This is a genomic window from Clostridium lacusfryxellense (assembly GCF_018861735.1).
GTDB classification, from domain to species: Bacteria; Bacillota; Clostridia; order Clostridiales; family Clostridiaceae; genus Clostridium_AD; species Clostridium_AD lacusfryxellense.
On the sequence record NZ_JAHLEB010000006.1, the window covers coordinates 36,565 to 51,803 of the forward strand.

The 15,239-nt window shown below is 31.6% G+C and carries 15 protein-coding genes; 4 read left to right on the plus strand and 11 right to left on the minus strand.

Annotated features, from left to right (window positions below):
- Nucleotides 1-80: 80 nt before the first annotated feature.
- From KPL55_RS05550 to KPL55_RS05575, 6 genes are all read right to left on the minus strand, one after another.
- Complete coding sequence (locus KPL55_RS05550) at nucleotides 81-878, minus strand: hypothetical protein (RefSeq protein WP_216305706.1); 798 nt, start codon at nucleotides 876-878, stop codon at nucleotides 81-83.
- Between the two features lie 49 nt (nucleotides 879-927).
- Nucleotides 928-1,203 carry a FeoC-like transcriptional regulator gene (locus KPL55_RS05555; RefSeq protein ID WP_216305707.1) on the minus strand — a complete coding sequence of 92 codons (276 nt, stop codon included), beginning with the start codon at nucleotides 1,201-1,203 and terminating at the stop codon, nucleotides 928-930.
- A gap of 29 nt (nucleotides 1,204-1,232) precedes the next feature.
- Nucleotides 1,233-1,580 (minus strand): DUF2325 domain-containing protein, encoded by a 348-nt coding sequence (locus tag KPL55_RS05560; RefSeq protein WP_246599312.1) that lies wholly within the window; start codon nucleotides 1,578-1,580, stop codon nucleotides 1,233-1,235.
- Between the two features lie 64 nt (nucleotides 1,581-1,644).
- Complete coding sequence (gene feoB, locus KPL55_RS05565) at nucleotides 1,645-3,693, minus strand: ferrous iron transport protein B (RefSeq protein WP_216305708.1); 2,049 nt, start codon at nucleotides 3,691-3,693, stop codon at nucleotides 1,645-1,647.
- 24 nt (nucleotides 3,694-3,717) lie between these two features.
- The gene (locus tag KPL55_RS05570) at nucleotides 3,718-3,942 is read right to left on the minus strand and encodes a FeoA family protein (protein WP_246599313.1); all 225 of its coding nucleotides are present in this window, start codon (nucleotides 3,940-3,942) and stop codon (nucleotides 3,718-3,720) included.
- 38 nt (nucleotides 3,943-3,980) lie between these two features.
- Nucleotides 3,981-4,232 (minus strand): FeoA family protein, encoded by a 252-nt coding sequence (locus KPL55_RS05575; protein WP_216305710.1) that lies wholly within the window; start codon nucleotides 4,230-4,232, stop codon nucleotides 3,981-3,983.
- A gap of 292 nt (nucleotides 4,233-4,524) precedes the next feature.
- Between KPL55_RS05575 and KPL55_RS05580 the strand changes: the two genes are divergently transcribed.
- On the plus strand, nucleotides 4,525-6,003 hold the full coding sequence (locus KPL55_RS05580; RefSeq protein WP_246599314.1) for a sensor histidine kinase: 1,479 nt from the start codon (nucleotides 4,525-4,527) through the stop codon (nucleotides 6,001-6,003).
- Nucleotides 6,004-6,025: 22 nt separating this feature from the next.
- Nucleotides 6,026-7,354, plus strand: a complete 1,329-nt coding sequence (locus tag KPL55_RS05585) for a YARHG domain-containing protein (protein ID WP_216305711.1) — start codon at nucleotides 6,026-6,028, stop codon at nucleotides 7,352-7,354.
- Nucleotides 7,355-7,376: 22 nt separating this feature from the next.
- Here the strand turns inward: KPL55_RS05585 and KPL55_RS05590 are convergent, their stop codons facing one another.
- From KPL55_RS05590 to KPL55_RS05600, 3 genes are all read right to left on the minus strand, one after another.
- A complete protein-coding gene (locus KPL55_RS05590) occupies nucleotides 7,377-8,381 on the minus strand; it encodes a type II toxin-antitoxin system antitoxin SocA domain-containing protein (protein ID WP_216305712.1) in 1,005 nt (334 codons plus the stop codon).
- 31 nt (nucleotides 8,382-8,412) lie between these two features.
- Nucleotides 8,413-8,823: a hypothetical protein gene (locus KPL55_RS05595; protein ID WP_216305713.1), complete on the minus strand. Its 411-nt coding sequence runs from the start codon at nucleotides 8,821-8,823 to the stop codon at nucleotides 8,413-8,415.
- Between the two features lie 171 nt (nucleotides 8,824-8,994).
- On the minus strand, nucleotides 8,995-9,744 hold the full coding sequence (locus KPL55_RS05600) for an Rv1352/Rv1906c domain-containing protein (RefSeq protein WP_216305714.1): 750 nt from the start codon (nucleotides 9,742-9,744) through the stop codon (nucleotides 8,995-8,997).
- Nucleotides 9,745-10,033: 289 nt separating this feature from the next.
- Between KPL55_RS05600 and KPL55_RS05605 the strand changes: the two genes are divergently transcribed.
- Entirely contained in the window at nucleotides 10,034-11,407 is a 1,374-nt protein-coding gene (locus tag KPL55_RS05605) for a hypothetical protein (RefSeq protein ID WP_216305715.1), read from the plus strand.
- Nucleotides 11,400-12,002 carry a class D sortase, LPxTATN-specific gene (gene srtD / locus KPL55_RS05610; protein WP_216305716.1) on the plus strand — a complete coding sequence of 201 codons (603 nt, stop codon included), beginning with the start codon at nucleotides 11,400-11,402 and terminating at the stop codon, nucleotides 12,000-12,002. Before KPL55_RS05605 ends, srtD begins: the two co-directional genes overlap by 8 nt.
- Nucleotides 12,003-12,127: 125 nt before the next feature.
- Here the strand turns inward: srtD and KPL55_RS05615 are convergent, their stop codons facing one another.
- Both KPL55_RS05615 and KPL55_RS05620 read right to left on the minus strand, forming a co-directional pair.
- Nucleotides 12,128-13,423: a hemolysin family protein gene (locus KPL55_RS05615; protein WP_216305717.1), complete on the minus strand. Its 1,296-nt coding sequence runs from the start codon at nucleotides 13,421-13,423 to the stop codon at nucleotides 12,128-12,130.
- 205 nt (nucleotides 13,424-13,628) lie between these two features.
- The gene (locus KPL55_RS05620; RefSeq protein ID WP_216305718.1) at nucleotides 13,629-14,915 is read right to left on the minus strand and encodes an Ig-like domain-containing protein; all 1,287 of its coding nucleotides are present in this window, start codon (nucleotides 14,913-14,915) and stop codon (nucleotides 13,629-13,631) included.
- Between the last annotated feature and the right edge of the window lie 324 nt (nucleotides 14,916-15,239).

A 15,239-nucleotide genomic window follows, 5' to 3' on the forward strand; every position in this document is an offset into this window, starting at 1 on the left:
CCATAACTCAAAAAAAGCCACTGGAAATATACATATTTCCAGTAGCCCATCTATGTCTTTAGCAAAAGTTTATTAAGATCCTAGTATCCCCAATGTTCTCTACGGTGTCTTCTTCGTCGTCCAATTAAATTTCCTATAATTAAAATTCTTGCTATGTCCTGAATTCCACGTCTTCTGCCGTATCGTCTTCTTTGTCTCATATCATTATCCATGCAATCATCGTCGTCATCATCGTGTTTATGATGTTCCTCGTGCTTGTCACATATTTCTTTACACATACGATCCATTTCATCTTTAGTAGGGCAATGCATTTTCCCGTGTTTAGACTCCATCATATCACAATGCTGTTCTACCATAGGGTGTATTGAAAAGTAAATTTTAGGATGCATTTTTTCTAAATCTTCTTCCTTGCACATTTCCATATTCATCATTGGCATCATAGGCATGTTCATCATTGGCATATTTGCCATAGACATATCCATCATGTTCATGTTATCCATAGGCATATTCATCATATTCATATTGTCCATAGGCATGTTCATCATGTTCATGTTACACATTGGCATATTCATCATATCCATATTGCCCATAGGCATATTCATCATGTTCATGTTACCCATAGGCATATTCCACATTGGCATGTTCATCATTGGCATATCCTTCATTGACATATCCATATTAGGCATCATATTATCCATAGGCATATCCATCATTGGCATCATATTCTCCATTGGCATCATATTTTCCATAGGCATCATATTTTCCATAGGCATATTCATCATAGGCATGTTCATCATTGGCATGTTCATCATTGGCATGTTCATCATATACTTGCACTTGTCATAATTTTGACATTCTTTACAGCGGTCGTAATACATAAGTACCTCCAAAATAATATTCACCATATATATTATTCTGGTTTCTCCATTATGTTACCTTTAATGCAGTTTCCTTTCCCTTACTTGTAATTTTCCACATTACTATTTCTATATTTGAGCTATTACAACAGCTCGCCTTTTTAGTACTACCGCAATCACACCCACCAGAGCAGGATGACATATCTTCCTTTTCAATGTATCCCATTCTCTGAAGTTGCACTAGCATTTGCTCAACCATACCTTCATCTATTCCTAGTTCCTTGGCCATTATCTTATTTGAATATCTATCACCTTGAGCTAATCTTTTCAAAACTTTCATTAACATAATATGCCCTCCTATCTCTATCTATTTATCTAATTAGCTGCAAGTGCAAGTTCTTTTGCGCATTCCTGTATTTTCTGCTCCATGTGTATCCATGAACGTTTAGAATATACAACCTTAACATTTGTTCTCCGTGATTCTTCTTTAACAACTTTTGTTAGCTGATGACCTACAAAATCCACCAAAACCATTACTAAATCTATATTTCTAGGTATTCTAAAGTTTTTAGCGTCTTTTTTCCTACCACTTATATGCTCAATGTCATTAAAACCACTCTTCATTAATTTTTGAGTAATATTACCAAGATTATCTCCACCTATGAGTAATATACACATAGGACCACCTCCCGTTATATATTTTATTATTTTTGATATTGACATTCAATCTCACCAAAACATTAAAAAAATATTTTCTTATTATTATCTCTTCTAATGTATCTTGATCTTAACTAAATCCTAAAAGTTTTCCTATTTGGTAAACTAAAACTCCGCCTACCCATCCTATAACGCATGTATATACTACTGCTGTAATCGCCCATTTTGTTGAGTTTGTTTCTCTTTTTATTGCTCCGATAGTCGCAGCACATGGACAATATAATAATGTCATTACCATAAACGCAAGTGATGTTAGAGGTGTAAATGCTTGTTGAATAGCCGCTGTAAGCGATACATCATTTGATGCTGCATAAACAGTCCCCAAAGTACTAACTACTGCCTCTTTAGCCGCAAGACCTGTTATAAGTGACACTCCTGCTTGCCAAGTTCCAAAACCTGCTAGGTTAAATATTGGTGCAATAACTGAACCAACTGATCCAATTAAACTTTCGCGAGTTCCAGGTTCTACTCCCATTGGTAAGTTTGAAAGGATCCAAACAAGTATAACTAATCCTAATATAATAGTACTCATCTTCTTTAAGAAATGAGATGATTTTTCCCACATATGTATAAATACACTTTTAGCTGTAGGCACACGATAAGGTGGAAGTTCCATTACAAAATAAGATTCTTCTCCTTTAAATACTTTCGCACTTAAAAATTTACCCATTAATATTGCAACCGCAATTCCTAGAACGTATAGACCAAATACTATAACTCCGCCAGCATCAAACAGCCAAATCTTTCTGCCTGTAAAGAAAGCACCTGCAAATAACGCATACACCGGAAGCCTTGCACTACATGATACAAAAGGATTTATAAGTATAGCTATCATTCTATCTTTTCTACTATCAAGTGTCCTTGTAGACATTATTCCTGCCACGTTGCAGCCACTAGATATTATAAGGGATACTGCAGTTTTACCATGAAGCCCTATTGAATTCATAAACTTGTCCATTATATAAGCTGCTCTTGCCATATATCCACTATCTTCAAGTATAGCTATAAGGAAATACATAGTAAAAATCATAGGAGTGAACACAAATACCGATCCAAGCCCGCCTATTATTCCATCAGTTATAAACGATTGTAGGAGCAATGGTGTACCCATGTTAGCTAAAATACTGCCAACAAATCCTCCAAGAGCAACAAATCCACTATCCACAAGCCCTCCTAAAAATCCATTTCCAAAAGTCATTGCTAGTTGATACATAAGAAACATTATTACTGCAAATATTGGTATTCCTAGATACTTATGAGTGGTCCATTTATCTATTTTATCAGAAGTACTCTCTACGTTTGATACTTCTTTTTTGACACTATCTTCTACTATTTTACTTATAAGTTCATATCTTTTATCTATTATAAATGCATCTGGTTCGTATCCTATTTTAGTTATTAAATGTTCTGTGCTTTTTTCTAGTACAGCATTTATCTTCTCAAAGCTTTCTTCTTCATCAATATACTTCTTTATGTATTCATCGCCTTCTAAAAGCTTAAGTGATGCCCATTGTGCTGGATATTCTGTTGTTACCGCAATTTGTGAAAAAGTTTCTGTAAGTATTCCAATTTCTTTTTCTATGTCTTTACCATAATTTATTCTAAAGAAATTATGTTGCTCTGAGTCTCCTACTTTTATAGCTGCTTTTATAAGGTCCTGTATACCCTCATTCTTAGTAGCTACAGTTGGAATTACAGGTATGTTTAAGGCTTTTGATATTTTAGCAACATTTATCTCAATGTTTTTGTTTCTTGCTTCATCCATCATATTAAGTGCTAAAACCATCTTTGCACCAGTTTCTAAAATTTGCATACTTAAATATAAGTTTCTTTCTATGTTGCTAGAATCAATTACGTTAATAACTACATCTGGCTTGCTTTTTAATATAAAGTCACGAGCTACAACTTCATCCTCTGAATATGCTCCAAGGCTATAAGTTCCTGGTAAATCTACAACAATTACATTTCTACCCTCAAACTTAAAATGCCCTTCTTTTTTTTCAACTGTAACACCTGGCCAATTGCCCACATGTTGCTTTGAACCAGTTAATGAGTTAAACAAACTAGTTTTTCCACAATTCGGATTACCAGCTAAAGCTATTACTAAATCCTTACTCATGTATATCCCCCCCTATATATTTTTTTAAATTTCTCGAACCATAACTTTTTGTGCCATACTTCGACCAAGTACCAACCTAGTTTCTCCAACCTTGACAATTAAAGCACCGCTATCATTCTTCATCATTTTTATTACAGCACCAGTACTTATGCCCATTTCCATGATCTTCTTGCACATATTTTCGCCACCTTGCACACTATTAATTTTTGCAAACTTACCTATTCCAACAAAATTTAATGGCATATCCATAATTTCTACCTCCATATTTTTTTTATATAAAATCAAAGCTATATCAATTCAGAACTAAAGTATTGCACGATTATGTCTTTTGCTTCACTTTTTCTAAGGCTTAAAGTATACCCTCTAACTTGAAGTTCTATAGGATCTCCCATTGGCGCTTTACCTGTTACTACAAGCGTGGTCCCTTTAACTATACCCATATCCATAATTCTTCTGCGTACCTTACTTTCTAATGCTATTTCTGTAACCTTAACCTTAACTTTCATTTCAACATCAATTAATGGTATTTGATTCTCCATATTCCCACTCCCCTAAAATTTATATTAATATTGATTTTCATTATCAACCGCTATGTAAAAAAATATCTTATGTATACATTATTTCTATGTAATATTGATATTCACTTGAGACCTGTTATCATTTTACTCTATTTAATTATTTTTGTAAACAAATTTTTTTGAAATAGATTAAAAAAAGAATAGTAAAAAAATAATGTCATGTTATGGGGAAATAAAACTATACCATAATACTACATATTATGGTAAAATATTGTAAGAGATTACAATCGCAGTAAACTTATTTTGAGATGAGATGATAATAATTTTGAGTGAAAGTAATAGTAAAAATAAAAGTAGACAAACTATGGTAATTGGGTATTTTTCAATTGCTTTTTTATCATTAGTTATAATATTATTTAGTATTTATAGTATGAATAAAGTATGTAACGAATCTAATTTCATTATCAAAAAAATACTTCCTGCAAAAACATTCTCAACAGAAATTTTATCATCATTAATTAACCAAGAGGCAGCTGTTTTATCTTATGTTATATCGGAAGACAAAAGTTATTTGGACCCATACTATTTAGGAAACAAACAACTAAAAGGATATTACAATGCCATAGGCAACTTGAAAGATACCAAATTAGGAGTAGATACTACTAATCAACTTAGCCTGCAGATGCAATCTATTCAAACTTTCTTTATTGAGCAAATCGAATTGGTAGAAAGCGGCAACCCATCTCAGGCAAAATTGAATTTACGTCAAGGCAACGATCTAATTGAAAAATTTAAAAAAACCGACAATATACTAATAAACGAAATTAATATTGAGGTAAATAGATCACGTAACAGCGTTTTAAATTCTCAAAAAACTCATAAATATATAATACTTTTCCTAGGTATTCTACTTACATTAGTTAACCTTATGTTTATTAATCATATATGGAATTTCATGTATAGAGAAATAAAAAAGGAAAATGAAACTAACAACCAATTACAAAAATTACTTATTTCACATGAAGAGTTTATTGCAAATGTTTCTCATGAACTTAAAACGCCATTGAATGTAATTTATGCAGCTATACAATTATTTCAAATGTATTGCTATAACGGATCACTCGATGACAGGCGTCAAACAATTATTAAATACCTTGATTCTATGAAACTAAATTCATATAGGTTGTCTAAACTTATTAACAATATAGTTGATTCATCAAAAATTCAAGCGGGCTTTTTTCAATTGCACCTATCAAATAATAATATAGTTGCCATTGTAGAAGAAATAGTGATGTCTATAACTAATTTTACTGATATTAAAGGCTTAGATATTATTTTTGATACTGATGTTGAAGAAAAAATCATTGCTTGTGACCCAGAAATAATACAAAGAGTAGTATTAAATCTTATATCAAACGCGATAAAATTCTCCAATGTCGGCGATGAAATATTGGTAACCGTTAATGATAAAAACGAATATGTTGAGATATCTGTCAAAGACAATGGCATTGGTATTGAAAAAGATAACTTGAATACTATATTTGATAGATTTAAACAGGTAGACAAATCATTGTCAAGAAACACAGAAGGGACAGGCATTGGCTTAAGTTTAGTTAAGTCGCTTGTAAAGTTGCATGGTGGTGGTATATATGCACAAAGCGAATATGGAAAAGGAAGCAAGTTTATAATTACGCTTCCATCAGGCATTGTAACTCAGGAGAATATGATAAAAGGTAATAAATCAAGAAGTAACGCTGAGAGTATACATATAGAACTTTCAGATATATATTAGTGCAAATGAGGAGATTATGAACATGAGAAACATCTCATACAATAAATTAAATTGGGTAAATATTTTAATTATTTCATTATTTAGTCTTAGTCTTGTAGGATGTAGTACTTTAGAAAATGCATCAACGAATGAAGAATCAATATGCGTCCAAATTACGGAAAGTACAATTATTACATTTCCAGATAAGAATTTAGAACAAATGGTAAGAGATATAATACAATGCCCTACTGGTGCTATCATAAAGGATGATGTTGATAAAATATCAAGCCTTCAAAATACTATAGGAAAACATATCACAAATCTTTCAGGGATAGAAAATCTGACTAATTTGACTTTGTTAAATTTAAGCAATAATCAAATAACAAACATAGAACCTCTAATAGGGCTTACTAAATTAACTGATTTAGCTTTGGTTAATAATAAGATAACTAACATAGAACCTTTAAAAGAATTAGCTAACTTAAATAGTTTAGAATTAGATAATAATAAAATCAAAGATTACTCTCCAATTAGCGGTTATTATAAAAATTTAGAAAGAACGGATGTTGCGATTGCAGATGTTACTCCTATGGAAGAAAAAGAAGAAGAAGAAATAAATACTAAAGATCAATTCGTTATGAGTACAGATACTATTTCCAAACAGGACGTAGTAGTAGAAGATGATGATAAAGCCCCCGAGAGTCCAGTTATTACTCCGCAGCAAGAAGTTGTAGTGAAGGATACTGATAAGGTCCCTGAAAGTCGAGTTGTTACCTCTCAACAAGAAGTAATAGTGAAAGATACTGATAAGGTCCCTGAGACTCCTGTTATTGCTCCTGAACAGGAAGTAGTAGCAAAAGATACTAATAAGGCCCCTGTGAGTCCAGACCCTACTCCGCAGCAAGAAGTTGTAGTTAAAGATAATGATCAGGTTCCTGAGACTCCTTCTATTATTCCTGACGAAGATGTGGTAGTAAAACCTAATGATGAAGCTCTCGAGGCACCAGTTATTATTCCCGATCAAGAAGTAACATCAGACGATGATAATGCCCCTGAGAGTCCAGCCATTCCTCCACAGCAAGAGGAAGTACCCAATGATGTAGATGCTGACTTTATTTTGCCAAGTAGTAGCACAGTTAAATTAGAAGAATCAGATTTAGTTAATTTAACAAAACAACAACTAATACTCGCTAGAAATGAAATTTATGCAAGGCATGGCTTGATTTTTAATACTGAAGATATACAAACTTATTTTGAATCTAAAAGTTGGTATCACCCAGATGCAACCGACGAAAGTGAAATTGATAGTATAGAGACCTTTAACGTTCAACTTATAGAGAAGATTGAAGAAATAAATGATCTACCTAATTAAAGGTAGATCATTTATTATTTTCTTACAATGATATTTGTTCAAACATCACTTTACTGTATGCTGCAATATCCGATGGATTTAACATATTGTATTTGTGTTTAACATCTGTGAAATAGCTGCCAATTAACTCCCTATCAATCTCTCTATCTGTATTTACCGATGTGGGTAAATCACCCCTAGTTACTAACCAAGGTGTTTCTAAATGAGTAAAAGCCTCTAATGTTTTACCGCTATAACCGCTTAAATTTTTTATTACACTGTCAATTATAGTTTTTTCTGAACCAGAAAGAGTAATATCATCTGTTAAATCGTCACATTCTATTCGGTCGAAACAATATTCCCTGTACTTAATATACACATTTTTGTAAACAGGGCCATGAACCCAAGCTTCACAGTTTTCTTCAAATATAAAACGATTCATAAAAGCATAATAAAATCCCTGAACGTAATATAACAATTTTTGCAAAGCCAATGGTGTAATATCGTCACACTTACACAAAAGATAATTAATAGTAATATCAATCTTTGAAGTTTCCGAAATCTCATCTATTTTCAAAATCGATAATGTAGCAACCCTACTTTTTTCATAAGCAGATTGTGATTTTAACTTTCCCTTATTTACTTCCAAAATTGACAAGTAAAAATTAGGGTCTTCATAGATTTTTTTCAAAATCTCTGAATATTGCTTTGTTGGCATATCTCCATCACAATAGCGAGTAAATGTTTGCTCACCCCACCCCATTAGTAACGATAAAGGTCTCTTACCAATGCTATATCTTCGAGGAATTTCTAGTATTTTTTCTAAAGAAATAATATCATGCTGTTTCCTAAACTCATTATAAAGTTGTATCAGATTGTAGTCGTTAACCTCACTAACATATATTTCATTAGAGCATTCATCACAAGTTGCTGTTTTCCCAGAATAAGAATAAGTTTCTCCTTTTAGCTCTGCACTCATATATTCTTCTTTCTGAGTATAACCCACATCTTTTCTGCAGTATTCACAAAATACATTTTTGTTATCCATAATATAATCCTCCTTTCAAAGTTCCAATCGTCTACCTAAAAACATAATCAATCGGCTTGTTCCTTTTATGAAATGAGATCGTGACTATTAGATTATTTTCTACATATTCAATAATGTTGAATTTTATATAGATATCCACGTATTCTTCTTCGCCAAATGCATCAAAAACAGTCCTTCGTGGACAAAAAACATAAAGCACTTCGTACTCATAACCAATATTAGTATTTTTTAACGAATGGCAAAAGTCTGTCGTTTCAATGCTTAGTAATATTTCCTTTTGTTTAGAATTATTTAAATTATAATCCTGAATAAACTTAATATTTTCACACCTGTTTCTGTTTTGCTCAATTGTAAATTTATTATGATTGACACAGCTTTTAATTTTTTGCAAAATAACATCACATTCTTCTTTGGTATAATTCTGGTTATAGTGTTCACTCATTATATTAACTCCAATCTTTATAATGTCATTGTACTATATTATATGCTACTATTCAATATTTATGCACTAATTAGTGCATTTATTTTTATAATATTTATAAAAAATACACTTGATAATAATTAGCCTGTAATTTACAATACTGTTAGAGTGAACTTTATCTATATCTAAAATTTATTTTTGTATAGTTATTTTTACGCCTTGTAGTCTAACTGCAAAATCGCCTTTTATAATTTTTACATAGCCTGGACCTTTTACAATTTCATTTGCAATAGTATCCTCCACGCCCATAGAGACACTTCTTGACCGTTCTACATACCCCATTTTTGTTGTAGTATCTGTTAGAGCTACCTTATATACCCCTATAGCTAAGTCATAACCTACTAAGTATATTCCATCAGCTGCTTCTGTTTTAATTGAAGGCTTCAATTCTTTAATTTTTATAGGTTCAATTGTAACTCCTTTCAATTTAACCGCTACATCAGTTTTAGCAATTTCAACATACCCATTTCCAGTTAAAATAATATTTGCAATAATACTATTTGCTTCCATAGTTGCATCTTTTGCTCTTTCTACATATCCCATTTTCAATGCAGAATTGTTTAATGTTACCCTATATAAACCACTTCCCATATCTTTGTTTACTAAATATGTACCATCTGAATATGTCTTTATTTTTGGCGACACAGTTTTAGTTGATGATATAACTGGTGCCGATTCTATAACTTTATCATTAGTTACCACTGGTGGAGTTGTAAAATCCCCTCCATTTTTAATGAATGCAATCACTAACAAGACTGTAACTCCAGTTATTATTTTATACCGCATAAAGAAATTCCTTTGGTCATGACTACAACTTGGGCATCTCTTAGCACCCCTTGATATTTCTTTCTTACACGCTTTACAATTTGTTAATTTACCCATTTAATTTGCCCCCCTCCATGTAAATTCAATACTATCTAAACTATTTAAGCTGTTTTAAATTTGCTTTATCATAGTGATTATCGGTAGTAGGTTTTAAATCTTTAACATTAATTCCTTTTTTTACATCATAGTACATTATCTACATTTCTATTTATAAATGTAATAATTAACTCCTAACTAGAAACTAGACTGTAATTCCAATTTTACCAGATTTATGTTGTTTACAATTTATTTACAATATGATATAGTTTAATAAAATGTAAAAAAATATCATTTGGGGGTAGATGGCATGTCAAAATTAAAATTAAGGGGTTTTTCCTTTATAGTTGCTATATCTATGTTGGTTTTTGTATTACCAACTTCTGTAGTAAATGCGCAAACAAAAACACTTACAGATGCCATTTTGAAGACAAATATGGCAACATCAGTCGAAAGTAATGGTAAATTAAATCTTACTTTTATAGCTGAAGGACTTTCGGAGCAAGATCAACAAGACTTTTCCTTTATAAGTGAACTTTTAAACAACTTACAAATAAGTTACAGTTCTAAATCATCTGGAAATAGTGATGGAACTGTTTCAAGGCAATATGTTAAAATGTCAGCAAATATAGGGGGGAGTCCTTATAGTGGAGAGTTATGGAGTGATATAAACCTTACAGGTAAAACCCCTATAGTTAAAGGAATTGTAAAATCTCCTCAACTATTCGAAATGATGTTGCCACCTGAATATATGAATAAATATATGCTGGTGGATTTTGAGCAGATAAAAAAGATGCCAGAAATGCAATCCCAGTTAGGCAATATAGATTTCGGAAAAATTATGAATGAAAACAAAGAACTACAACAATTGATTTTAACTATCTTTGAAAAATACTCATCAAAATTACACTTAAACTATACCTTGGTTTCTAATATTAAAAATGTGTATAAAGTTAAAATTGATGATGCTCAATTTAAAGACATTATAATCAAAGTAGTTAATTTAACCTCTAAAGATAAAGAGCTTCAAGGTCTTATAAGAGATTTGATAATTACAGAAATGATAAGTAGTGGATCATCAACCGATGAAATTAATGCTGCGAAAGTTGATATGAATCAGATGTTTACTACACTTGAATCACAAGAATTTTTAGATAAGTTTAACCAAATGATGGACAAGCTTAAGGATGTAAATCTTCTTGGAAATAAAGGAATTGATATTACTTATACAATAGATGAAAATGGATATGTTACAAGTACGAAAGGAAACATAGAATTTGCTGCAGATATGGCAAAACTAAGTAAAGCCTTTGGCGCGAGTGCAAGTGAAGTTATTCCAACAGGTATATATACAATGGGTATAAATTTCGAATTAAATAACAGTAATATTAATGGCAAGGTAAATATTGATTTACCAATTTTGACTTCATCAAATTCTTTTAATATTATGAGCTTATTTGACGAACCAAACTCACAACCAATAAAAGTAATTCCTTCAGTTGTAAAGAGTGTTAAGTCTACGATCAATGGTAAAGGAGTAGTAAAACCAGTAATTATCACACATACGGTTACAGGCGGTCAGCTTCCGAATACCTCCACACATTTGTATGATTTACTCCTTATTGGCGCTATTTTAACGATTATGGGAGCCTTAGGTTGGAGACTAAGAAAGAATTATGAATAAAGTAAAACTATCGTGGGACAAGGTTTCGTTGGTTACTGTTCTGTCTGCGACATTTATGGTCTTTGGGATAGGATTTATTTTTTGGGCAACATTTAATATATGGTCACAGTCTAATAACATTGTGAAAGCCACACCCACTCACTATTCTGCCCCTGAAACTTCGCCTAATAAACCACTTTACCCTGTATATCCTGTGGATGGTGACAATATTGGAAGTTTAACGATTCCAGCATTAAAACTGAAACTGCCACTTATCCAAGGGACTGGAGTGAATGATCTTAAGAAGGGTGTTGGGCACTTTACTCAAAGCGTACTTCCTGGCGAAAAAGATAATTGTGTTTTATCTGGACACCGTGATACCGTCTTCAGTAAAATGGGGAATTTGAAGATAGGTGATCAATTGATTGTTCAAACATCAGCTGGTATATTCACATATAAGGTGAATGGCACACGAATCGTCCATAAAGATGATAAAACGGTTATTGTACCTACCAAGAACGCGGTCCTAACGCTTACCACCTGCTACCCATTTAATTTTATTGGAAATGCTCCTGACCGCTATATCGTGTCCGCTGATTTAATTAAAAATAAATAACTCTCTTTTAATTAAATCTAAATATCCTTTAACGTTCAACCTATAAAGAAAATTGGCAAAATAAATGCTCTACCTATTTTAGGTAGAGCATTTATTAATATTAGACCAAAGCAAACATGTTAATACTATTGTTGCACTACTTTCCTAATTAACACCTTACTTATTCTTTTACTATCACATTCCAAAACTATAAATTCATAATTCTCATATACAATAATATCATTAACTTTTGGGTATGAATCCAATTGTGAATAAATCCATCCACCTATAGTATCAATGTTTTCAACTTCCATTTCTATATCTAAAAGTTCAATAGCATCTTCAATAAGGACTTTCCCTTCTACGAGGTAAGTGCCATCTTCATTTTTAATAATCTCATTAGCTTCTTCATCAAACTCATCCTGGATTTCACCAACAATTTCTTCTAATATATCCTCAATAGTTACAAGACCAAACGTTCCACCATATTCATCAATAATTATAGCCATTTGAACTTTGTCTATTTTAAATATTTTTAGTAATTCACCTATGGAAAGAGACTCTGGAACAAATTTAATCTCGCGAATAATATCTTCTATTTTTTGACTAGTACCTTGAATTTTCTGCTTGTATAAATCTTTAATATGTATGAACCCAATAACATTATCTTTATTATCTTTGCATACTGGGTACCTTGTAAGCTGCTCATCTAAAGTAAATGCTATAATATCATCAAAAGAATCCTCTAGGTAAATACAGGCCATATCAGTTCGAGGTATCATTATTTCTTTTACTGTTTTCTCTGAAAAATCAAATATATTATCTATAAAAGTTAATTCAGTTTGATCTATTAACCCATGATTATAACTTTCTTCAACTAATAACTTTATTTCCTCATCGGTATGAGCTGCTTCATGCTCATCTACAAGGGACACACCAAAGGCTTTTAATACTAAACTAGTACTATGATTAAACGCCCACATTATAGGGAATGTTACGTTATAAAACACTATGAGTGGTAATGCAGTGTACATTGCTATCTTTTCAGCGCTTATAATAGCTAGGGACTTAGGAACTAATTCTCCCAGTACAATGTGGAATGCCGTTATAAGTGAAAATCCTAGTATAAATGAAATTGAATGTACGAGACTTTCTTGAAGATTAAATAAATGAAATATCGGTTTTAACATATCTGCAACCGCAGGCTCTCCTATCCATCCAAGACCTAGTGATGCTAGAGTTATTCCTAGCTGACACGCAGATAAATATGAATTCAAATTTTTAGCGACCTTTAAAGTATTTTTAGCACTACTAGTTCCCTCTGCTACTAATGTTTCCAGCCTTGATCTCCTAACCTTAACCATTGCAAACTCTGTAGCAACGAAAAAAGCATTCATAAACACAAGTAAAAACACAATAACAATATTAATAAAAATAGTCACTTTTAATAGCCCCTTCCAACTCAACACATAGGTTTTATGTCTAGTGTTATCCATACCTATTGCTATTATATAGCATACCATATTTATCTAATATTTATAATACTAAATATATATATATTGTTATTCAGATATAATGCTATACATAATTTTCTCTATCCTATAATCAAATCCTTTATCCAATAGCTAATTCTACTTGTTTTCTAACTTAATTAAATCTGTAAATTCTATTTTCACCAGTATACCCTATGACTAAACGCTGAAAATTATTATCCAAGGTCATTGCTATTCCTTCACTTTCACCTGTATTACTAATATACCGAGTAGAAATTTTTTTACCATTGTAATCAAACGTCGTAATTTTATTATTTGTATATAAATAAATCTGATTACCATGTACTTCGAGACCTTGTGGAACACCCTGATTAGGCACATTAAAAGTATTTATAACCTTCATGTTAGCCAAATTTATAATAGTAAATTTAGGACTTCCACTATCCCCACTACTTAAAACAGTATGCAATATTAAATAGTCGTGAACATTATCTATCGCAATTAAAGCAGATGTCCCTAATTTTTCAAAATTCAAATTACTTAATATTTGGCTGCTTTCATATTTAACAACATAAACATGTGTCTTTGAATTTCCGCCACCATTAGCAATATATATATTTCCAGTTTTTGCTCTATACGCAAGGTCAGCAGAATGTCCTACTGCCATAGATTTCGTTTCTGATATTTTTTTACCTGACATACTATATTTAGATATTTTCCCTTTTCCATTCCCAATATCAAATCCGCAATATAAATATTGATTAAAAAATGTGATTGATTGGAAATTAAGAGTATCATTAAGATTGAATAGTAACTTATAATTAGGTGCTGATAAAATTGGTTTGACAGTGATTCTACAAGAAATCTTTAATCCTTTATCACTAGTTATTCCTGTGATAGTTACAGTTCCTGCTTTTAATGATGTTACTTTGCCCCAAATATCTATTTTAGCTATTGCAGTATTAGATGACGTCCATTTTACTGCTCTATTCGTTGCATTGGCTGGTGTCATAGTTGCCCTTATAGTATATGCCTGTCCTACTATTAAAATATCTGTAGTTTTATTTATGCTCACTTTATTTACCCGAATTACTGGCTTAGGCTTAATAGTGATTCTACAAGAAACCTTTAATCTTTTATCAACTGTTACTCCTGTGATAGTTACAGTTCCTGCTTTTAATGATGTTACTTTGCCCCAAATATCTATTTTAGCTATCGCAGCATTAGATGACGTCCATTTTACTGCTCTATTCGTTGCATTGGATGGTGTCATCGTTGCCCTTATAGTATCTGCTTGTCCTACTATTAAAATATCTGTAGTTTTATTTATGCTCACCTTATTTACCCGAATTATTGTGCCTGCAAATACCTCGATATTTATAAACAACAATAAAAAAGTAAAAGTAAAACATAAAAAATAACTAAACTGTGTTTTTTTCATTAAAGCCATCCCCCAATAGTATAATTATTCACTACTTTCTTTTATAATCAAAATTACTTATCCTTTTACTCTCACATTAATTACCCACACCTATTGCTATTATATATAATACCATATTTATCAATTATTTATAATACCAAATAATCATACATCAATTTTTGTAATTCCCAACCTAAAAAAGCACTCTTCTGAGTGCCTTTTTCTTAGTATCCAACATGATGCTAATCACTTTCCAATATCGCATCCAACTCTATAGCAATAAATCATTTTCCCATACAGTCTCCAACTATATAATAATAGAATATTCTTATAGGATGCTAACAA